Consider the following 19,296-nt stretch of genomic DNA (forward strand, 5'->3'; position numbering starts at 1 on the left):
GGTGATCCTTAGGGTTCGTTTAAGGAACCGCTAAGCGGGGCCTACAGAAACCGCCGCCGGCATCCCGCTAGGCGAGGAGCGCGGGCAGTCCCGCCGGGGTTCTGGCCTGGTCGTCGAGGGCGTCGAGGGCCCGTACGGCCTGGGCGGCCGCCTCCGGGTCGCTCGTGGCGAGCCCGCTCTCGGCGAACTCGTCCTCGTCCAGCCGCAGTACGGAGGACCCGTCCGCGGAGACCCACAGGTCGAGGTCCAGGTCCTCCACGAGGATCTCCCCGCTCCGCACCAGAGCCGGGCGGGTGACGTCGCAGTACCAGCCCTTGAGGACGCCGTCGCCGGTCCACACCTCCTTGACCGCGTACCAGCGGGTCCGCCAGAAGTGCTCGACGAACACGTCGCCCGGCTCGAAGCGCACGAAGCCGAAGTCGCGCACGCCCTCCGCCGCCCAGGGGGCGCGCACCGAGATGCGGTCGCCGTCGTCGGCGACCCGCGCCGCCGGGTAGCGGATCTTGACGCGGCCCGCCTTGGTCAGGACGACGGTCAGCTGCTCGGTCACACTGTCTCCAGTTTCTTCGTGTAGCGCGTCTCGGTCGCGCAGATCTCGTATCCGAACCACGTGTTGATGGCGAGCATCGGTCCGTTCTCGGAGTCGTTGCCGGTGAAGGCCTCCGTGTACCCGGCCGCGCGGGCCCGGTGCAGGGACGCCGTCTTGGCGAGCTTGGCCAGGCCGCGGCCGCGGAAGGCGCGCAGGGTGCCGGTCATCGCCGAGGCGTAGCGGGTGGCGCCGTCGGTCTGGGCGGCGGTGAAGGCGGCCACGACGCCGTCGACCATCACGACGGTGGTCAGCTCCTTGTCGAGGGACGGGCTGTTCCAGGTGTGCGCGAGCCAGTCCTCGTAGTCGTCGAAGTCGGAGGCCAGATCGCCCGGTTCGTCGTACGTCGTCTCCGCGTCGGCCTCGAAGAGCGGACGCGGGTCGGCGGCGAAGGCGGAGGCGGGCCGCAGCTCGACCCCGGCCGGAAGGGTCTGCGGGAGCGGGGGCAGCGCGGCCGCCGCCAGGTCCAGCCGCAGGAAGTGCGCGGACCGGCTGGGACGGTAGCCGCGCCGGCCGGCGAAGGCGCGGTGGGCGGGCTCGTCGAGGACCCAGGCGTACGTGTCCACCGCGCCCCGGGCGGCGAGGTGCTCCTCGGCCGTGCGGAGCAGCAGGCTGCCGGCGCCGAGGCCGCGGTGCGCGGGGTCGACGTACGCGTTGACGTACGACCGGCCCGGCTCGGGGCTGTCGTAGGCGATGCCGAGCTGGGCGGTGCCGATGACGAGTCCCTCGCCGGTGTGCGCGACGAGGAGGCGGAAGTGCGCGTCGGGGTGGGCCGAGCCGACCTCGAAGGCGACGCCCTCGGCGGTGGTGATCATGAAGGGAAGGGCCGCGCGGCGCACTCGTACGACGGACTCCGCATCCGAAGGATCATCCGGGCGGAGGTCGCGGATCAGAACGGTCATGTGGCCGACGCTACGGGCGCACGCGGGCCCGGCGCCTCCCAATTATCCGGCGATGGGGGACAATCGGGCCCGTGACCTCGACGAACCTGAAGATCACCATCAACGCGGCGGCGGGCTCGGCCGCGCCGTACGAACAGCTGCGCGCGCAGATCGCCGACCGGGCACGGTCGGGCAGGCTGCCGGCGGGCTTCAAGCTGCCGACGGTACGGGGGCTGGCGGAGGAGCTGGGACTCGCGGCCAACACCGTCGCGAAGGCGTACCGGGCGCTCGAGGCGGACGGGGTGATCGAGACGCGGGGCCGGAACGGGACCTTCGTCGCCGCGGCGGAGGGCGAATCCCGCGAGGCCGCGGCCGCCGCGCAGGCGTTCGCGGACCGGGCCCACCGGCTGGGCCTGACCGAGGCCGAGGCCCTGTCGGCGGCGGCCGACGCGGTCCGGGCCCGGTACGCCGCCCGGTAGTCCCGGACTACAGGTAGAGCCCCGCCTCGGAGGTGTGCGGCTGGGGCGGGAGGACCGCCGCCGGGCCCGTGCCGCGGCGCAGCGCGAAGAGCTCGGCCAGGCTCGCGCCCTCGCGGGAGACGCCCTCGTCCGTGCCCAGCCAGTCCACCGCCTCGCGGTGGGTCAGCCGGCCCACCTCGATGCGGGCCAGGCAGCGCCCCGGCCGGACCACCGCGGGGTGGAGCCGCTCGAGGTCCTCGTTCGTCGTGACGCCGACCAGGACGTTGCGGCCCTGCCCCAGCAGACCGTCCGTCAGGTTCAGCAGCCGCGACAGCGCCTGCCCCGCCGTGTGCCGGGCCTCGCCGCGGATCAGCTCGTCGCAGTCCTCCAGCAGCAGCAGCCGCCAGCGGCCCTTCGCCGTGCCCTCCTCCTCGCCGATCGCGATGTCCATCAGGTAGCCCACGTCGTTGAACAGCCGCTCCGGGTCCAGGACGCAGTCCACCTGGCACCAGTCCCGCCAGGAACGCGCCAGCGTGCGCAGCGCCGAGGTCTTGCCGGTGCCCGGCGGACCGTGCAGCAGGAGCAGCCGGCCCGCGATGTCGTCCGGAGTCACCTTCATCAGCCGGTCCATCGCCCCGGCCACCGGCGCCGTGTAGTTGGGCCGGACCTCGGGCCAGGTCCCGGCCGCGATCTGGCGGGTCGTCCGGTACGGGCCGCGGCGCGGGGAGACGTACCAGAACCCCATCGTGACGTTCTCCGGCTGCGGTTCGGGGTCGTCCTGCACCCCTTCCGTGGCCTTGCCGAGCACCCCGGCGGCGAGTTCGTCGCTGACCGCCGTCACGGTGACGTCCGCGCCCCGGCTCCAGCGGGAGACGAGCATGGTCCAGCCCTCGCCCTCGGCGAGGGTGGCGCTGCGGTCGCTGTCGCGCGCCGAGCGCAGCACGGTGGCCTCGGGCGGCAGCATGGTGGCGCCCGGCTTGACCCGGTCGATCGACACGCTGTGCGAGAACGGCTGCTCGCCGGACGCGAACCGGCCGAGGAACAGCGCATCGACGACGTCCGACGGCGAATCGCTGTCGTCGACGTTGAGCCGGATCGGCAGCGCGTCATGCGGGTTGGCTGGCATGGCGCCCATGATCCGGCACACGGTGCCCCCGTGCACCCGTGTTTCGCCGGAACGAGTGGACGGGTTCCCTCTTCAAACGCATCGGGAGTGAAGATTCGGGCAGCAACTCTGCCCCGAATATTCTTGGCATGAACACTTCCAGCCAACCCCGGCTCCTTGTACCACGGACTCAGGAGTAACCCCCACAAGGAGCCGCACACATGAGCATGAGACTGTCGCGCTTCGCTGCCCTCGCCTCCTCCGTCTTATTGGCCGCGGGCGCCGCCCTGTTCGGCGCCGGCCAGGCGGCCGCCGCCGCCCAGGCCGACTTCGGATACGTCGCCCTCGGCGACTCGTACTCCTCCGGCGTCGGCGCCGGCAACTACGACAGCGGGAGCGGCGCCTGCAAGCGCACCACCCGCGCCTACCCGGCCCTGTGGGCCGCCGCCCACGCCCCGCAGACCTTCTCCTTCACCGCGTGCTCGGGCGCCCGTACGGGTGATGTGCTCTCCGGCCAGCTCGCCCCGCTGAACTCCGGCACCGACCTGGTCAGCATCACCATCGGCGGCAACGACGCCGGATTCTCCGACGTCATGACGACCTGTGTGCTCCAGTCCGAGTCCACCTGCGTCAACCGTGTGAACCAGGCCAAGGCGTACGTCGACTCCACCCTCCCCGGCCAGCTCGACCAGGTCTACAACGCCATCGACAGCCGCTCCCCGAACGCCCGTGTCGTCGTCATCGGCTATCCCCGCTTCTACAAGCTGAACGGCACCTGCACCACCGGCCTGACCGAAGGCGAACGCGCCGCCATCAACGGCGCGGCCGACCACCTCAACGCCGCCATCGCCAAGCGCGCCGCCGACCACGGATTCACCTTCGCCTCGGTCGCCGGAGCCTTCACCGGCCACGAGATCTGCTCCGGCAGCGCGTGGCTGCACAGCGTCAACTGGCTCAACATCGGAGAGTCGTACCACCCGACCGCCGCCGGACAGTCCAGCGGCTACCTGCCCGTCTTCACCAACGCCGCCTGACCGGCTAAGGACTGACGGACGGTCCCGCCGTCAAAGCGGCCGGCGGGCTCGGTGACGCACTCGCGCCAGGGGAGGAGGCCCCGCTCGTCGGGGTCTCCTCCTCGCACGTCACGGAGGTGGCGACCCACTGGGTGGCCACCTCGGCGTCCCCCCGCACCTCCAGCCGCACCGCGTCCTCGAAGCCCGCGCCCGGCACGTGCGTGAGCTCGGTGTGCTCCAGCTGCCGGCTCCTCGGCCCGCTCTCCTCGTACGTGAGGGACTGCCAGCCGGGACCGGAGGTCTTCCCGCTCCGCGTGGCCCAGCGGTACTCCAGCCGGGCCGGAGTGCGCTCCACCTCCACGGTGGCGGTGAAGGAGGGCGCGCGCTCCGCGGGCGGCGGGCAGCTGCCGCTGTACGAGGCGCGCACGGTGTCCACGTACACCGAGAGGTGCTGCCCCGGGGTCGCGGAAGCCGAAGCCGAAGCGGAGGCCGAGGCGGACGGGGGTGCGGAAGCAGGCGTGGTGGCGGCCTGGGCGGTGGTCGCCGAGCCCGTCGCCCCGGCTCCGCCGCTGCCGGCGTCCGCATCGTCCCGGTCCTTCAGCAGCAGCCAGCCCAGGGCGGCCAGCGCCAGCAGCAGCACCACGATCCCGGCGGTGAGCACCGCACCGGCCCGGCCCTCGCGCGGAGCCTGCGCGGGCGTGGGCATCGGCGGCGTGGGCTTCCCGTACGGCTCCCCGTACGGGGCGGGCCGCGGTTCCTGCCGGTGGTGCCGGGCGACGGCCGTCGGCGAGTCCGGCCCCGACACCGGCCCGCCGGAGGCCCGTACGGCCCCGCCCGCGCCCACCACCCGCAGCATCCGGGTCGCCTCCGCCGCCGGCAGCCGCTCGGCCGGGTCCTTCCGCAGCAGCCCCTCCAGGACGGGCTCCAGCGGCCCGGCCCGGTGCGGTGGCGGCAACTCCGCGTCCACCACGGCCCGCAGCGTGTCCACCGGGGTCGCCTGCCGGAACGGCGAGACCCCCTCGACGGCCGCGTACAGCATGATCCCGAGCGACCAGAGATCCGACTCGGGTCCCGGATCGCGCCCCAACGCCCGCTCCGGCGCGAGGAATTCGGGGGAGCCGACCACCTCGCCGGTCATGGTGATCGCCGATGAGCCCTCCAGGCTCGCGATCCCGAAATCGCTCAGCACCACCCGGCCGTCATTGGCGATCAGCACGTTCGCGGGCTTCACGTCCCGGTGCAGCACCCCTGCCTCGTGCGCGGAGCGCAGCGCGGCCAGCACCTGTTCCCCGAGGTGCGCGGCGCGCTGCGGGGTCATCGGCCCCTCGGCCTCCAGTACGTCGGCCAGCGAGAGCCCGCGCACCAGCTCCATCACGATCCAGGGCCGGCCGTCCTCGGAGGCCACGTCGTAGACCGTGACGACCCCTCGGTGGGACACCCGGGCCGCCGCCCAGGCCTCCCGCTCCAGCCGCCGGTACATCCGCTGGAGTTCGGCGGGCTCCAGTCCGGCGGGCGCCCGTACCTCCTTGACGGCGACCTCGCGGGCCAGCACCTCGTCGCGGGCCCGCCACACGATGCCCATTCCGCCCCGGCCGAGGGGATCCAGCAGGCGGTACCGGCCCGCGATGACACGATCGGGGCTCGATTCCCCGTCCACACCGGCCACATTCCCACTCACACGACCCCCCACGCGTCACGAGGTGATCACTCCAAGTTAGCGCAGTGCGCGCGAAGTGGCTCCTGTCGTGACGTGACTCGCATCCAGGTCCTCCCGAGCCGGTCTGCCTGTGCGGAGAGTGACTGTCGACTCCGCTGAGTAATCGTCAACTCCCCGTAGTGGTAGGGGTAATTCACACCACCGGGATACCCGAGCGCGACGCGGGGACGATAGGGTTAACCTGCCCGGGCCGGGTGCCCTCGTACGGGTGGGGAGAGAACATGGAACAGATAGCAATGCGCAGCAGGCCGCCTCGCGTGCCTGCCATCACTTGCGGCAGCAGCGCGACCAGCTCGCGCCTCGACCGCCATCTCGCCGTGCTGGGCGGACCTGCCGTCCCGCACCGGGAGAGCGCCGAGGCGACCCTGCTGATGCGCGAGCTCACCTCCCGCGACCACACGCACCGCCTGCGGAGCCGGAGCGCGCGCGTCGCGCTCTTCGCGCCGCTGCGCCGTCTGCGTCGCACGCTCTTCGGCAGCCGCCGCTCGTAACAGTCCCCGTACCGCAGCCCTTCCTCCGGCTCGGTTCCGTCTCCGGCTCCCCGGCCCTACGCCACCACACCTTCCCGGCGCAGTTCCGAGATCTGCGCGTCCGTCATCCCCAGGGCGCGCAGCAGGGTCTCGGTGTGTTCACCCAGCGCGGGCACCGCACCCATGTGCGGTGCCGCGCCGCCCGGCAGTCCGATCGGCGGGAGCAGGGCCCGCAGCGGACCGGCCGGTGATCCCACCTCCCGCCAGCGGTCCCGGGCCGCGAGCTGCGGGTGGGCGGCCAGCTGGGCCACCGAGTTCAGCCGCGCGCAGGCGATGCCCGCCGCCTCCAGCCGACCGATCGCCTCGTCCGCGCCCAGCCGGCCCAGGGCCTGCGCCACCACCGCGTCGGTCTTCTCCCGGTTGCCGGTGCGCGCCGCGTTCGTCGCGTACCCCGGATCCTCGGCCAACTCAGGCCGCTCCAGCACCTGTTGCGCGAGGCGCCGCCACTCCCGGTCGTTCTGCACCGACAGCAGCACCCGGTCCCCGTCGGCCGTGGCGTAGGCGTCGTAGGGCGCGATCACCGCGTGCGCGAGACCGGTCCGTACGGGCTGCTCGCCGCCGTGCATGGTGTGGTGCAGCGGATGCCCCATCCACTCGGCGAGCGCGTCCAGCATGGACACCTCCACCCTGCCTCCGCGCCCGGTGACACCGCGGCGCAGCAGGGCCGCGAGCACCCCCGAGAAGGCGTACATGGCCGCGGCGATGTCCGCTGCCGGGATCCCCGCCTTGACGGGCTGCTCGGGGGTGCCGGTCACCGAGACCAGGCCCGCCTCGCACTGCACGAGCATGTCGTAGGCGCGCTTGTGGGCGTACGGACCCTCGGCGCCGTAGCCGGAGACGTCCACGGCGACCAGCCGCGGGTAACGCGCGCACAGCGCGGCCGAGTCGAGCCCGAGCCGGGCCGCCGCCCCCTGCGCGAGGTTCTGTACGAAGACGTCGGCGCCGGTCAGCAGGGAGTGCAGGATCTCCCGGCCGCGCGGGTCCTTCAGGTCGAGCGCGAGCGACTCCTTGCCGCGGTTGGCCCACACGAAGTGCGAGGCGAGGCCGTGCGCGGTGGTGTCGTAGGCGCGCGCGAAGTCGCCGCCGTCGGGGCGCTCGACCTTGATCACCCGGGCGCCGAGGTCGGCGAGCTGGCGGGTGGCGAAGGGGGCCGAGACGGCCTGTTCGACGGCGACGACGGTGATGCCGGCGAGGGGGAGGGGCTCGGGTGCGGGCGCGGCGCTTTCGGTGTCCATGGCACCGATGCCTATCCCGTTCCGCCCTGTCCTGTCACCCCCCTCCCGGACCTCAGGGTGCGAGGCCGCGCGCGAACCGGCGGGTGGCCAGCGGCGCGAAGAGCGCGAGGAGGACGAGCGACCACGCGACGGCCCCTGCGACCGGGTGGGCGGCGGGCCAGGCGGCACCCGCCGCCGCCTCGGCCCCGGCGTTGCCGCACAGCTCGCGCACGGCGGTCGCGACGGCGCTGATCGGGTTCCACTCGGCGACCGTACGGAGCCACGCGGGGAGCCCGGCGGTCGGCAGGTACGCGCTGGACAGCATCGGCAGGACGAAGGTGGCGCCGCCGAGCTGGCCGGCCGCCTCCTCGCTCTTGCTCAGCAGCCCGAGGTACGTCCCGACCCACGCGGTGGCGAAGCGGAACAGCAGCAGCAGGCCGAAGGCCCCCAGCGCGCCCGGCAGGCCGTTCTCGATGCGCCAGCCCATCGCCAGCCCCACCAGCATCAGCGGCACCATGGAGACAGCGGTGGTGAGCAGATCGGCGGCGGTCTGCCCGAGCGGCACGGCGCCGCGGCTCATCGGCAGCGTCCGGAACCGGTCCATCACCCCGCGGTGGGCGTCCTGCGCGGCGGTGAACATGCCGGTCATCAGCCCGTTCGCGGCGGTCGCGGCGAGCAGTCCGGGGACCAGGAACTCGCGGTACTCGGCGCCCGGCATGGCGAGCGCGCTGCCGAAGACGTAGCCGAAGAACAGCAGCATGGTGATCGGCATGGTCTGGGTGAGGATCGGCAGCGCGGGGGCGTGCCGGGCCTTCTGGAGCTGGCGGGTGAGAACGGCTCCGCCGTCGGACAGCAGGTTGCTCATGCGGCGTGCTCCTTCTGGGCGGTGGGCGTGGGGATCCGGGTGAGGCGCAGGAACACCTCGTCGAGGGTGGGCGGACGCAGGCTCGCGTCGGTGACCGGGACCCCGGCCGTGTCGAGCTCGCGGATGATCCGGGGCAGGGTGAGCCCGGTGTCGAGCACGGTGACGCCGACGGTCAGCCGTTCCCCGTCGAGCACCGGCCGGCCGCCGGTGAGCTGGTCCAGTACGGCGGCGGCGCCGGGGAGGGCCTCGCGCGCGGCGACGGTGACCTCGGCGTAGGCGCCGATCCGGGCCTTCAGCTCCGCCGGGGTGCCCGTGGCGACCGCCCGGCCCTGGTCGACGACCACGATGTCGTCGGCCAGCCGGTCGGCCTCCTCCAGGTACTGGGTGGTCAGCAGCACGGTGGTCCCCTCGGCGGCGAGCGCCCGTACCGCGGCCCAGATCTGCTCGCGCGCCGCCGGGTCGAGGCCGGTGGTCGGCTCGTCGAGGAAGAGCACGCGGGGGCGGGTGATCAGTCCGGCCGCCAGGTCCAGGCGCCGCTTCATGCCGCCCGACCAGGTGCCTGCGACCCGGTCGGCGGCCTCGCCGAGCCCGAAGCGCTCCAGTAGTTCGCCGGCGCGCTCGCGGCCCGCGGAGCCGCGCAGTCCGGCGAGGCGGGCGAAGAGCCGCAGGTTCTCGCGGCCCGTCAGGTCCCCGTCGACGGAGGCGTACTGGCCGGTGACCCCGATGGCGCGGCGGACGGCCGCGGGGTCGCGGGTGACGTCGTGGCCGGCCACGAGGGCGCGGCCGCCGGTGGGTGCGGTGAGGGTGGTGAGGATCCGGACGGCGGTGGTCTTGCCCGCGCCGTTGGGGCCGAGGAGACCGCAGACCGTGCCCTCGGGCACGGCGAGGTCGAGGCCGCGCAGGGCGTGGACCTGCCCGTAGTTCTTCTCCAAACCCTCACTAAGTACAGCGTACGTAGTCGTCATGTGCGACACCGTACCTCACTACGTACGGTGTACGTAACTAAGATGGTGGCGAGACGACGAGGTGATCTGAGCGATGACAGCCGGCGGGCGACCCGCTGAACCCGAAGTGATCTGGTCCCGCCCCCAGCGGGCCGGCCGTGGACCGAGGCCCGCGCACAGCCGCGAGTCGATCGCCGCCGAGGCGGTGCGGATCGCCGACGAGGAGGGCATCGAGGCCGTTTCCATGCGGCGCGTGGCCGCCGGGATCGGCGCGGGGACCATGTCCCTCTACAACTACGTGCCGCGCAAGGAGGACCTGTACGAGCTGATGGTCGACGCGGTCAGCGGGGAGTACGAGTTCACCCCGCCGACCGGCGACTGGCGGGCCGACCTGCTCGCGCTGGCCCGCCAGACGCGGGCGCTGATGCACCGCCACGCGTGGCTGCCGCGGCTGCTCAGCCCCGTCTACGGCTTCGGCCCGAACGCCCTGCGCTACCTGGAGTACAGCCTGGACTGCCTGGCGCCGCTGGACGTGCCGGACACCGAGAAGCTCGAGCTCGTCGCCGCGATCAACGGCACCGTCGCGACGTACGTGGCGGGCGAACTGGCGCTGGCCGAGCGGGCCCGGTCGCTGCCCTGGAGCGAGGCGGAGGAACAGGGCGTACGGGCGGCCTGGCTCGGCTCCCGGCTGGCCACGGGGCAGTACCCGCGGCTGGCGGCGGCCCTCACGGGCGGCGGCCCCGTCCCCGGTGCGGGGCTGGACATGGCCGCCGTCTTCGACCGTTCGGTGTCGCGGCTGCTGGGTGCCTGGAGTCCGTAAGGCCGTTCACGGAGGCCGTTCACGGAGGCCGTTCACGGAGGCCGTTCAGAGGAGCGCGAACTGGCCGCCCGGGCCCTCCTCCTGGTGGTCCAGGACCGAGGCCGGGCGCCTGGCCCAGCGCGGCGGCGGCAGCACCCCGGCCGCGCGCAGTTCGCCCGCGGACAGCCCGGGGCCGGGCTCGAACGCGGCCCGCTCCGGGGCCAGATCGGCCAGCAGCGCCAAGGTCGTGACCAGGGCCAGCAGCTCCGAGGTCCAGGCCTGGGGCCACTCGGCCGGACCCAGCGCCTCCAGCCCGTCGGCGGCCGGGTCGCGGTGCGCGCTGCGGGCGGCGAACCACGCCTCCAGCACCCGCACGCCCTGGACCTCGTACTCCCACGCACCGGGCGGTACGGGGGACACGGTCCCGCCGCCGAGGCCCAGCGTCTCGCTCGCGGCGTCGTACGCGACCTCGTGCGGCCATGCCGTGACCGCCGAGCGGACGTACGGACGGCGCCCGCCGGGCAGCCGCGGCGGCTCGCCCCCGCGGGCCCCGCGCAGCTGGACCGTGAGCAGCCGGTGCCCCAGCGCCAGCCCGGCCCTCCAGCGCGCGGGATCGGCTGCGAGGGGAACCTCGTACCCCCGCGGCCCCGGGCGGCCCGCCGCGAGGATCCAGCACAGTACGTCCTCGGGGGTGACCCAGCCGCCGTAGCGCTCGCCCAGCAGCGGCAGCAGGCCGGGGGCGAGATTGGGCTCGGCGCCGCCGGGGCGCCGGTGCAGCGGGCGGATCCGGCCGAGCCGGCCGGCCGGGAGGTGCGCGGTGACCAGCGCGTCCGGCGTCTCCACGAGGAACAGCTGATGCTCGTCCAGGACCCGCCAGAGCTCGGGGCGGGCCGTGTCGATGAGCCGCTGGTCGGGCAGCAGCCACTGCTCGTCGAAGGGCTCGCGGAGCACCCGTACGGGGTCGGGGCAGGGGCCGGGCTCATCGGTGAAACGGGCGGTCGCCGCCGAGCGCTGGCCGGGCAGGGCGGCGGCCCCGGCGGCAGGCGTACGGCTGCGGCTCGGGCGGAACAGCCGGTCCCGTTCCGCTCCTTCGGCGCTGGTCAGGGCCGCCCAGCGGGCGCGCAGGGCCGCCGGATCGGGCGCGGCCACCCAGTCCCGGCCCAGGCGCAGGCCGCCCACGGCCCAGGGCATCAGATCGTCCAGCAGCAGGTCCGGCAGCGGGGTGTCAGCGCTCACGCCGCCGATGGTAGCGACGGGATCCGGCGGCCGGGCTGTGTCCAGGCCGAAGCGCTACGCTCCTTATGTACGCATACGTACCGTATCGACCGAGGAGACGGTCATGAGTCAGTACGACGAATACTCGACTCCTTCGCAGGCCGAGGGCGAGCGGCTCGACGAGGACATGGACGATGCCCAGCGCAAGCAGCGGCACCACCCCGACACGATGCGGACCACGCCGTCGCAGGCGGAGGGTGAGCGTGCCAAGGAAGACGACGAGAAGTAGTCGAGAAGTAGTCGAGGGGTAGTACGGGAGTGGGCCCGGGCGCGGGTCAGTGCGCGTCGACCGTGACCGTGAAGGAGAACCGGTCGCCGCGGTAGCGGATGCGCGCCACGTCCACCACCCGGCCGTCCTCGTCGTAGGTCACGCCCGTGTAGTGCAGGATCGGGCTGAGCAGCGGAACCTGGAGCAGCTCGGCCGTCTCCGGGTCGGCGAGCCGCGCCTCCACCGTGTCGGTGATCCGGCTGATGCGCACCCCGACGACGTCCCGCAGGACCTTGGTCATGGGCCACCGTTCGAGATCGGCGAGCTCCACCGCCTCGGCGAACTCCGGAAGGACCGCGTTCTCCGCCCAGTTGGTGGGCTCGCCGCTCTCGCGGTCGCGGCGCAGCCGGCGGTAGGTGACCACCTCGGGCGTGTCCGGGAAGTGCTCCAGCAGCTCCCCGGACACCGCCGTGCGCCCGTGGCCGAGAATCGTCGTCAGGTCGCCCGATTGCTGGGCCACGATCGCGTCGACCGAGCCCAGCAGCCGCACCGGGGAGCCGCGCCGCGCGCCCGGCTCGATGAAGGTGCCGCGCCGCCGGTGCCGGCTGATCAGGCCCTCGCCCTCCAGCTCCTTGAGCGCCTGCCGCATGGTCAGCACGCTCACCCCGTAGTGCTCGGCGAGCTGCTCCTCCGTGGGCAGGCGCAACGAGGCGTCGGGGGTGCGCCCGAGTATCGAGGCGCGCAGCGACTGTGACACCTGGTACCAGAGGGGCAGTTTCCGGTTCAGGATCAGCGAGTCGGGGGCGAAGGCGGTCACGGGTGGTTCTCCGTACGGCTGGACGGCGGTGCTGCGCGGCGCAGGCGAGGTACGCAGGGTATGCAGTGCAGGTCAGGCGCGGAAGTGGCGCTGCAGGCCCTGCCACACGTCGTCGTAGCCGCGCTGGAGGTGATCCGCGCCGGCCGCCTGGGCGGTGGCGGTGATCGGCCAGCGGGTCTCGAACATGAAGGCCAGGCCGTCGTCGATCTTCTGCGGCTTCAGCTCGGCGGCGCTGGCCCGGTCGAAGGTCTCCCGGTCCGGGCCGTGCGCGGACATCATGTTGTGCAGCGAGCCGCCGCCCGGTACGAACCCTTCGGCCTTGGCGTCGTAGGCGCCCTCGATCAGGCCCATGTACTCGCTCATCACGTTGCGGTGGAAGTACGGCGGGCGGAAGGTGTCCTCGCCGACCAGCCAGCGCGGGGCGAAGACCACGAAGTCCACGCCCGCCAGCCCCGGGGTGTCGGAGGGCGAGGTCAGCACCGTGAAGATCGACGGATCGGGGTGGTCGTAGCTGATCGAGCCCAGGACGTTGAAGCGGCGCAGGTCGTAGACGTACGGGACGTGGGTGCCGTGCCAGGCCACGACGTCGAGCGGCGAGTGGTCGTAGGTGGCCGACCAGAGGTTGCCGCAGAACTTGTTGACCACCTCGGTCGGGCGGTCGAGGAGGTCGGGGGTCTCGTACGCGGCCACCGGGGCCCGGAAGTCCCGCGCCGAGGCGAGGCCGTTGGCCCCGATCGGGCCCAGGTTCGGCAGCTCGAAGGGCTGGCCGTAGTTCTCGCAGACGTAGCCCCGGGCGGGGGCGCCGTCCGTGTCCAGGAGTTCCACGCGGAAGCGGACGCCGCGCGGGATCAGGGCGACCTCGCCCGGTCGGGCGGCGAGCAGGCCGAGTTCGGTGCGCAGCAGCAGTCCGCCGCGCTCGGGGACGATCAGCAGCTCGCCGTCGGAGCTGCTGAACACCCGGTCGGTCATCGGGGAGTTGGCGGCGTAGAGGTGGATGGCCATGCCGGTGCGCTGGGTCGCGTCGCCGTTGCCGCCGAGGGTCCACAGGCCGGCCAGGAAGTCGGTGCCGGGGGCCGGGTCGGGCAGCGGGTTCCAGCGGAGCCGGTTCGGGTCAGCCGGGGCCTCGGTGAAGGGTCCGGTGCGCAGGGACCCGTTGTCGATCCGGGTGAAGGGCGGGTGCGCGGCCGAGGGGCGGATCCGGTACAGCCACGAGCGGCGGTTGTGGGTGCGCGGCTCGGTGAAGGCGGAACCGCTGAGCTGCTCGGCGTAGAGGCCCAGGGGTGCGCGCTGGGGCGAGTTCCGGCCGAGCGGCAGGGCGCCGGGGACGGCCTCCGAGCCGTGCTCGTTGCCGAAGCCGGTGAGGTACTCCAGCCCCTCCGCCGTCTTCCTGGCCTGCTCGCTCATGTGCTGCTCCCGCTCCGTCGAAGGAATCCTATGGTCGACAGTAGGATTCCGCGGCCCGCACGTCAACGGTGCCGTTGGCGGAGCGGGCGCTTCCCGGCGGGACGGATTCGCGCAGAGGGGGCTCCCAAAAGATGAACATTGCTCTACTCTCACGCGCATGTCGTGGACCCGCAGGTTCCCTGCCGTGCCGGCGGCGCTCCTCGCCGCCCTCCTTGCCCTCCTGTCCCTCCTCGCCGCCGCGCCCGCCGCCCGCGCGCACGAGGAGCGCCCCGTCACCCTCCCGGACGGCTCCGGCTCCGTACCCGAGTACCGGAAGGCCGAGCCCGACCTCCTGGTCTGCAAGACCGGGCGGCCCGACTTCGAACGCCGGATATCCGCCTTTCCTGAGGAGCTCAGACAGCGCAACCTCGCCCTGTACGAGCGGTGCGAGAAGAGCGGCTACCGCCACCTCCAGGAGGCCGTCGACGCCGTCGACCGGCCCGGGATGAACATCGCGATCCTGCCCGGCCTCTACGAGGAGGAGCCCTCGCTCGGGAAGCCCGCGGGGGAGTGCGCCGCGCTGAAGGCACCGGACTCCTCGCTCGGCTACCAGATCCTCAGCTACGAGCAGCAGGCGGCCTGCCGCCACAACCAGAACCTCGTCGCCATCCTCGGCAAGACGAACCTCCAGATCGAGGGCACCGGGGCCTCACGCCTCGACGTGGTGATCGACGCCAAGTACCAGAAGCTGAACGGCATCCGGGCCGACAAGTCCAACGGCATCTATTTCCGCAACTTCACCGCCCAGCGCACCACCTTCAACTCGCTGTACGTGCTGGCGGGCGACGGGTTCGTCATCGACGACGTGCTGACCCGGTGGAACGACGAATACGGCTTCCTCACCTTCGCCAGCGACCACGGGCTCTACAAGAACTGCGAGTCGTACGGCAACGGGGACTCCGGCATCTACCCCGGCAGCGCCTCCAACATCAACGACGGCCGCGGCTACGAAGTGCCCCGCTACTCCATCGAGATCACCGGCTGCCGCAGCCACCACAACATGGTCGGCTACTCCGGAACCGCGGGCGACTCGGTGTGGGTGCACGACAACGAGTTCGACCAGAACATGGGCGGCGCCTCGATGGACAGCGCCTTCCCCGGCCACCCCGGACTCCCGCAGAACCACGCCAAGTTCGAGCGGAACCTGATCCACGACAACAACCAGGACTACTACCGGTACGTGGCCGACGGCACCTGCGCCAAGCCGCCCGTCGAGCGCGGCTACGAACGCGGCGTCGTCTGCCCGCAGATCTCCATGCCGCCGGGCACCGGCATCATCACCGCGGGCGGCAACTGGAACATCTACGAGGACAACTGGGTGTACGGGCACCAGCGCGCGGGCTTCTTCCTCAGCGCGGTCCCCGCCTTCATCCGCGGCGAGGAGAAGTGGTCGAAGCAGACCGACACCTCCCACCACAACCGGTACGCCGGGAACACCCTGGGCAAGGACAAGTCCGGCGCCGCCCGCCCCAACGGCATGGACGTGTGGTGGGACGGCCAGGGCCGCGGCAACTGCTGGCAGAACGGCCCCGACGGCTCCACCCCGGGCACCGTGCCACAGTGCGGGGACGCCCGCGGAGACGTCACCGGCGCCTCCGCCCGCCTGGTCGGCGAACCGGTGAAGCTGGTCCAGCTGCTCGTCTGCGCGGACTACAGCGTTCAGGCGCGCAAACTCCCGGCCGGCTGCGACTGGTACGGCGCCCGCGGTCTGGAACGGGTGGAGACCCAGATCGCGCTCGCCGTGGCGGGCGTCCTGCTCCTGGTCGGCGGCGTGCTGTGGTGGCGCCGGCTGCGCGGCTCCCGCCTGGGCACGGCGGCCTCGCTGCTGGGCCTGGCGGGCCTCGCCCTGGACGTGGCCGGCTCCACGGCAGGGCTGGTCGCCACCTTCGTTCCGGCACTGGCTCTCCTCCTCCTCGGAATGTGGTGGACCGGAGCCGGGCTGGCCCTGCGCCCGACCCGCCCCTGGCTGGCCCGCCTGACCCTGCTGCTGGCCGGACTGACCCTGCTGGACGCCTTCGACAAGGCCGTCCTGTTGATCCCCTGGACCCCGCTGAGCCCCGCCTGGGTGAGGGCGCTGCTCGCCGTGGTCTGGGTCCTGTGGGCGGTGGTCGCCTCGGCCCGCCCGGAAGCCCCGGTCCGGCCCTCCGGCCCCGGCGGCGACCCCGCGGGCGACCGTGCCCCGGTACCGGCCGGCCCCTCCCCGGCCCTCGGCGCGGAAGCCCCCGAACCCCCGCCCGCCGCGGGCCCGGAGTCGGCCGCCCCGACCCCGGGAGGCCGGCCGTGACCGACCGGCCCGCCCGCACCGCGGCCCTGCTCGCCCTGGCCCTGCTGCTCGCCTGCGCAGCGGCGACGGGCTGCGGCGGGCGGGCCACCACCCACCACAAGCCCGGCACCAGCCACGAGCAGGCCTCCGGGAACACGGGCACCCTGCTCACCACCGACGACGGCTCCGGCCACCGGCTCCGCGAGGTCCCGGCCGAGGGCGCGCCTGAGGTACGGCTCACCGCCCGCCCGGACTCGGAGGACGGCTGGAACCTCCAACTTGCGGTGAAGAACTTCCGCTTCACCCCCGACAGCGCCGGCGGCGCCGCCCTCCCGGGCGCGGGCCACGCCCACCTGGAGCTCGACGGCCGCAAGCTGGCCCGGCTGTACGGCCCCTGGTTCCACCTGCCCGCCGCGCAGGTCCCCGAGGGCGCGCACACCCTGACCGTCCGCCTGTACGCCGACGACCACACCGCCTGGGCGGTGTCCGGCAGGCCGGTCGAGGGCGCGACCCCGCTCACCGCCACCGCCACCGCCCCGGGCCAGCCCGGCGGCCACGACCACGGTGGCACCCCACAGGAGCTGGCCGACCGGACGGTCACCGTCACCGTCCGGGACGGCAAGGTCAGCCCCGCTCCCGCCCGCACCGAACTGCGGCGCGGCGAACGGGTCGCCCTGCGCGTCACCAGCGACCGCGCGGACACCCTGCACGTCCACGGCTACGACAAGGAACTCGCCCTGCCCGCAGGTCAGGAGGCCACCCTGGTCCTGACGGTCGACCGCACGGGCCTCTTCGAGGTCGAGACCCACGAGTCCGCCCTCGTCCTGACCCAGCTCCTCGTCCGATGACCGCGCCGACGCTGACACTGACACCGACGCTGCCCACTCCACCCCCGGCCGGGGGAGTGGCGGCCCCGGGTGCCCGGCCCCCGGCGGGCCGATGCTGACCCCCGCCGGGCCGGTCCCGTCCCCGGGCGCCGGCGGTGGCGGCGCCGGCCAGGGCGTGGTCCTGCACCCGGCCGATCCGCTCACCGCGCTCGCGCACGGGATCGGGTCCCAGCACGATCTGCCCATCTCTCCCTTCTACGCCTTCGCCGGTGCCTTCGCCGCACTCTTCGTCTCGTTCCTCGCACTGGGCCTGCTCTGGTCCACCTCCCGATTCCGCGGCGACCACTCAGGTCGCGCCCTGCCCGCCGCCCTCCAGCGGGCCGCCGACGCACCCGCCACCCGCACCGCCCTGCGCGGACTCGGCCTCGCCCTCGCCCTCGCCGTCCTCCTTCACCTCCTCCTCGGTCCCGACGACCCCGCGCACAACCCCGCTCCCGGCGCCGTCTACGTCCTCTTCTGGGTCGGACTCGTCCCCGCCTCCCTTCTCCTCGGCCCGGTCTGGCGCCTGCTCAACCCGCTCCGCACCCTGCACCGCCTGCTCAACCGGGCCTTCCGCCACCGCAACCCCGACCCCCGCAACCCCGACCACCGGCCTCCCGGCCGCCCCCTTCCCGCCCGGCTCGGCCAGTGGCCCGCGGCCGCCGGGCTGTTCGCCTTCACCTGGCTCGAGCTCGTCGCTCCCGATCCCGCATCCACCACCACCCTCCTCACAGCCATCGCCGCCTACGCCACCGCCCACCTCCTGCTCGCCGCACGCTTCGGCGAGCGCTGGTTCGACGACGCGGACGCCTTCGAGGCGTACTCCGCCCTTCTGGCCCGCCTCTCCCCCCTCGGCCGTCGAAGCGACGGTCGCCTGGTCCTCCGTAACCCCTTCCACGGACTCGACGCGACGCCCGAGCGGCCCGGACTCGTCGCCACCGTCTGCGTCCTGCTCGGCTCCACCGCCTACGACGGCTTCTCCGACAACCCCTCCTGGATCAACGTCCTCCAGACCTCCCCCCTCGGCCGCACCCCCACGGCCACGCTCGGACTGCTCGCTTCCGTCGCCCTCGTCGCCACCCTGTACTGCCTGTGCGCGGCGGCCACCCGCCTCGTCAGCGGCCCGCACCCCGGCCCGCTGACCGCCTTCGCGCACTCACTCGCACCGATCGCACTCGGCTATCTCATCGCCCACTACTTCTCCCTTCTGGTAACCGAAGGACCACGCACAGTAAGCATGGCACTCGGCACTGACAACGCCCCCGAACCCGCTCCGCCCCTGGGCCCGGGCGGACTCGCCGCCCTCCAGGTCATCGCCGTCGTCACCGGCCACGTACTGGGCGTCGTCGCCGCCCACGACCGGTCCGTACGCCTCTTCCCGCCCGCGAAGGCCGTGGCCGGCCAACTGCCGCTGCTCGCGCTGATGATCACGTACACCATCGGCGGGCTGAGCCTCCTGCTGAACTGAGCCCCCGCTCGACAGAGAAGCAAGGAACGGCATGATGGACCCCGTGCCTCCCGCCCACTCCCTGCGCCGCACCCCCATCCAGCAGCGCAGCGCCGACCGGCTCGCCCGGATCCTCGACGCCTGCGCCGAACTGCTCGACGAGACCGGGTACGAGAACCTCAGCACCCGCGCCGTCGCCCTGCGCGCCGGCGTGCCGATCGGTTCGGTCTACCGCTTCTTCGGCAACAAGCGGGCCATGGCCATCGCTCTCGCCCACCGCAACCTGGACCGCTACGCCGACGGCATCGCGGACCGCCTCGCCGACCTCCCCGCCACCCACTGGCGGCCCGTCGTCGACGCCGTACTGGACGAGTACCTGGCCATGAAGCGGAGCGTTCCCGGCTTCGCCCTCGTCGACTTCGGCGTGCCCGCGCCGCCGCCCGAGGGTCCGGAGGCCGACCCCAACAACCTGGTCGCCGCCCGCCTCACCGAACTGCTCTGCGCACACCTCGAGCTGACCCCCGACGCCACCCTGCGGCGGGCCGTCCTCGTCGCCGTAGAGGCCACGGACGCGCTGATCCAACTGGCCTTCCGGTCCGACCCGGCAGGCGATCCCGGCATCGTCGCCGAGACCCGGGCGATGATGCACGCCTACCTGGCCCGCGTGCTGGACTGACCCCCGGTCCCAGCCCCGGCCCCGTTCCCGTCGCGGTCCCCGGCCCCGTACCCGCTCGACCCTCGACGTTCCCACCCGACCTCGCCGCCCGTCGCGCCGACTGGCGCCCGCAGACCCCTCCCCTCCGTCCCTACCGGTCGGTATGCTCGGGTGCGCCCGCGTGCCCGTGCCGCAGCCTGCCGTCCCTGG

General features: G+C 73.4%; 19 protein-coding genes. 9 read left to right on the plus strand and 10 right to left on the minus strand.

The window, feature by feature from the left end; all coding sequences use genetic code 11:
- Positions 1-67: 67 nt before the first annotated feature.
- On the minus strand, positions 68-550 hold the full coding sequence (locus JIW86_RS30415; protein ID WP_215147274.1) for a DUF402 domain-containing protein: 483 nt from the start codon (positions 548-550) through the stop codon (positions 68-70).
- The gene (locus JIW86_RS30420; protein WP_257556971.1) at positions 547-1,488 is read right to left on the minus strand and encodes a GNAT family N-acetyltransferase; all 942 of its coding nucleotides are present in this window, start codon (positions 1,486-1,488) and stop codon (positions 547-549) included. Before JIW86_RS30420 ends, JIW86_RS30415 begins: the two co-directional genes overlap by 4 nt.
- Before the next feature lie 71 nt (positions 1,489-1,559).
- Between JIW86_RS30420 and JIW86_RS30425 the strand changes: the two genes are divergently transcribed.
- Positions 1,560-1,946 (plus strand): GntR family transcriptional regulator, encoded by a 387-nt coding sequence (locus JIW86_RS30425; protein ID WP_257556972.1) that lies wholly within the window; start codon positions 1,560-1,562, stop codon positions 1,944-1,946.
- 7 nt (positions 1,947-1,953) lie between these two features.
- Here JIW86_RS30425 and JIW86_RS30430 read toward each other — a convergent pair whose 3' ends face one another.
- The gene (locus tag JIW86_RS30430) at positions 1,954-3,051 is read right to left on the minus strand and encodes a DUF5925 domain-containing protein (RefSeq protein ID WP_215147270.1); all 1,098 of its coding nucleotides are present in this window, start codon (positions 3,049-3,051) and stop codon (positions 1,954-1,956) included.
- A gap of 206 nt (positions 3,052-3,257) precedes the next feature.
- Between JIW86_RS30430 and JIW86_RS30435 the strand changes: the two genes are divergently transcribed.
- A complete protein-coding gene (locus tag JIW86_RS30435) occupies positions 3,258-4,064 on the plus strand; it encodes an SGNH/GDSL hydrolase family protein (protein ID WP_257559498.1) in 807 nt (268 codons plus the stop codon).
- A 4-nt stretch (positions 4,065-4,068) separates the two neighbouring features.
- Here JIW86_RS30435 and JIW86_RS30440 read toward each other — a convergent pair whose 3' ends face one another.
- On the minus strand, positions 4,069-5,721 hold the full coding sequence (locus JIW86_RS30440; protein ID WP_257556973.1) for a serine/threonine-protein kinase: 1,653 nt from the start codon (positions 5,719-5,721) through the stop codon (positions 4,069-4,071).
- Positions 5,722-5,981: 260 nt separating this feature from the next.
- Here JIW86_RS30440 and JIW86_RS30445 point away from each other — a divergent pair, with 260 nt between their 5' ends.
- Positions 5,982-6,251, plus strand: coding sequence for a hypothetical protein (locus JIW86_RS30445; protein ID WP_215147268.1), 270 nt, complete (start codon positions 5,982-5,984; stop codon positions 6,249-6,251).
- 56 nt (positions 6,252-6,307) lie between these two features.
- On the opposite strand, the gene JIW86_RS30450 is transcribed toward JIW86_RS30445, so the two are convergent.
- Genes JIW86_RS30450 through JIW86_RS30460 form a run of 3 tightly spaced genes read right to left on the minus strand, consistent with a single transcriptional unit; the run spans position 6,308 to position 9,334 of the window.
- Positions 6,308-7,525 (minus strand): CaiB/BaiF CoA transferase family protein, encoded by a 1,218-nt coding sequence (locus JIW86_RS30450; protein WP_257556974.1) that lies wholly within the window; start codon positions 7,523-7,525, stop codon positions 6,308-6,310.
- Between the two features lie 52 nt (positions 7,526-7,577).
- On the minus strand, positions 7,578-8,369 hold the full coding sequence (locus tag JIW86_RS30455; RefSeq protein WP_257556975.1) for an ABC transporter permease: 792 nt from the start codon (positions 8,367-8,369) through the stop codon (positions 7,578-7,580).
- Positions 8,366-9,334, minus strand: coding sequence for an ATP-binding cassette domain-containing protein (locus JIW86_RS30460; RefSeq protein ID WP_257556976.1), 969 nt, complete (start codon positions 9,332-9,334; stop codon positions 8,366-8,368). Before JIW86_RS30460 ends, JIW86_RS30455 begins: the two co-directional genes overlap by 4 nt.
- A 73-nt stretch (positions 9,335-9,407) precedes the next feature.
- Here JIW86_RS30460 and JIW86_RS30465 point away from each other — a divergent pair, with 73 nt between their 5' ends.
- Positions 9,408-10,133, plus strand: a complete 726-nt coding sequence (locus JIW86_RS30465; RefSeq protein ID WP_215147261.1) for a TetR/AcrR family transcriptional regulator — start codon at positions 9,408-9,410, stop codon at positions 10,131-10,133.
- A gap of 45 nt (positions 10,134-10,178) precedes the next feature.
- On the opposite strand, the gene JIW86_RS30470 is transcribed toward JIW86_RS30465, so the two are convergent.
- Positions 10,179-11,303, minus strand: coding sequence for a type ISP restriction/modification enzyme (locus tag JIW86_RS30470; protein ID WP_257559499.1), 1,125 nt, complete (start codon positions 11,301-11,303; stop codon positions 10,179-10,181).
- A gap of 148 nt (positions 11,304-11,451) precedes the next feature.
- Here JIW86_RS30470 and JIW86_RS30475 point away from each other — a divergent pair, with 148 nt between their 5' ends.
- Positions 11,452-11,616 (plus strand): hypothetical protein, encoded by a 165-nt coding sequence (locus JIW86_RS30475; RefSeq protein WP_215147259.1) that lies wholly within the window; start codon positions 11,452-11,454, stop codon positions 11,614-11,616.
- 46 nt (positions 11,617-11,662) lie between these two features.
- On the opposite strand, the gene JIW86_RS30480 is transcribed toward JIW86_RS30475, so the two are convergent.
- Together JIW86_RS30480 and hmgA are read right to left on the minus strand one after the other, a co-directional pair.
- Positions 11,663-12,412: a GntR family transcriptional regulator gene (locus JIW86_RS30480; protein WP_257556978.1), complete on the minus strand. Its 750-nt coding sequence runs from the start codon at positions 12,410-12,412 to the stop codon at positions 11,663-11,665.
- Between the two features lie 72 nt (positions 12,413-12,484).
- Positions 12,485-13,816, minus strand: a complete 1,332-nt coding sequence (hmgA, locus tag JIW86_RS30485; RefSeq protein ID WP_257556979.1) for a homogentisate 1,2-dioxygenase — start codon at positions 13,814-13,816, stop codon at positions 12,485-12,487.
- Between the two features lie 157 nt (positions 13,817-13,973).
- On the opposite strand from hmgA, the gene JIW86_RS30490 reads away from it, so the two are divergent.
- The 4 genes from JIW86_RS30490 (at position 13,974) to JIW86_RS30505 (ending at position 19,107) form a co-directional block, all read left to right on the plus strand.
- The gene (locus JIW86_RS30490; RefSeq protein ID WP_257556980.1) at positions 13,974-16,139 is read left to right on the plus strand and encodes a right-handed parallel beta-helix repeat-containing protein; all 2,166 of its coding nucleotides are present in this window, start codon (positions 13,974-13,976) and stop codon (positions 16,137-16,139) included.
- The gene (locus JIW86_RS30495; RefSeq protein WP_257556981.1) at positions 16,136-16,966 is read left to right on the plus strand and encodes a cupredoxin domain-containing protein; all 831 of its coding nucleotides are present in this window, start codon (positions 16,136-16,138) and stop codon (positions 16,964-16,966) included. The genes JIW86_RS30490 and JIW86_RS30495 overlap by 4 nt, the downstream gene beginning before the upstream one ends.
- Before the next feature lie 154 nt (positions 16,967-17,120).
- A complete protein-coding gene (locus JIW86_RS30500; RefSeq protein ID WP_416237696.1) occupies positions 17,121-18,452 on the plus strand; it encodes a hypothetical protein in 1,332 nt (443 codons plus the stop codon).
- Between the two features lie 34 nt (positions 18,453-18,486).
- Complete coding sequence (locus JIW86_RS30505) at positions 18,487-19,107, plus strand: TetR/AcrR family transcriptional regulator (protein ID WP_257559500.1); 621 nt, start codon at positions 18,487-18,489, stop codon at positions 19,105-19,107.
- Positions 19,108-19,296: the final 189 nt, after the last annotated feature.

Source organism: Streptomyces sp. NBC_00162 (assembly GCF_024611995.1).
Lineage (GTDB): Bacteria > Actinomycetota > Actinomycetes > Streptomycetales > Streptomycetaceae > Streptomyces.

Coding starts and splice junctions, on each gene's coding strand:
- JIW86_RS30450 (WP_257556974.1), bottom strand. CDS start 7,525: ATGGACACCGAAAGCGCCGCGCCCGCACCCGAGCCCCTCCCCCTCGCC.
- JIW86_RS30475 (WP_215147259.1), top strand. CDS start 11,452: ATGAGTCAGTACGACGAATACTCGACTCCTTCGCAGGCCGAGGGCGAG.
- JIW86_RS30420 (WP_257556971.1), bottom strand. CDS start 1,488: ATGACCGTTCTGATCCGCGACCTCCGCCCGGATGATCCTTCGGATGCG.
- JIW86_RS30455 (WP_257556975.1), bottom strand. CDS start 8,369: ATGAGCAACCTGCTGTCCGACGGCGGAGCCGTTCTCACCCGCCAGCTC.
- JIW86_RS30505 (WP_257559500.1), top strand. CDS start 18,487: ATGGACCCCGTGCCTCCCGCCCACTCCCTGCGCCGCACCCCCATCCAG.
- JIW86_RS30465 (WP_215147261.1), top strand. CDS start 9,408: ATGACAGCCGGCGGGCGACCCGCTGAACCCGAAGTGATCTGGTCCCGC.
- JIW86_RS30470 (WP_257559499.1), bottom strand. CDS start 11,303: ATGCCCTGGGCCGTGGGCGGCCTGCGCCTGGGCCGGGACTGGGTGGCC.
- JIW86_RS30460 (WP_257556976.1), bottom strand. CDS start 9,334: ATGACGACTACGTACGCTGTACTTAGTGAGGGTTTGGAGAAGAACTAC.
- JIW86_RS30490 (WP_257556980.1), top strand. CDS start 13,974: ATGTCGTGGACCCGCAGGTTCCCTGCCGTGCCGGCGGCGCTCCTCGCC.
- JIW86_RS30445 (WP_215147268.1), top strand. CDS start 5,982: ATGGAACAGATAGCAATGCGCAGCAGGCCGCCTCGCGTGCCTGCCATC.
- JIW86_RS30430 (WP_215147270.1), bottom strand. CDS start 3,051: ATGCCAGCCAACCCGCATGACGCGCTGCCGATCCGGCTCAACGTCGAC.
- JIW86_RS30435 (WP_257559498.1), top strand. CDS start 3,258: ATGAGACTGTCGCGCTTCGCTGCCCTCGCCTCCTCCGTCTTATTGGCC.
- hmgA (WP_257556979.1), bottom strand. CDS start 13,816: ATGAGCGAGCAGGCCAGGAAGACGGCGGAGGGGCTGGAGTACCTCACC.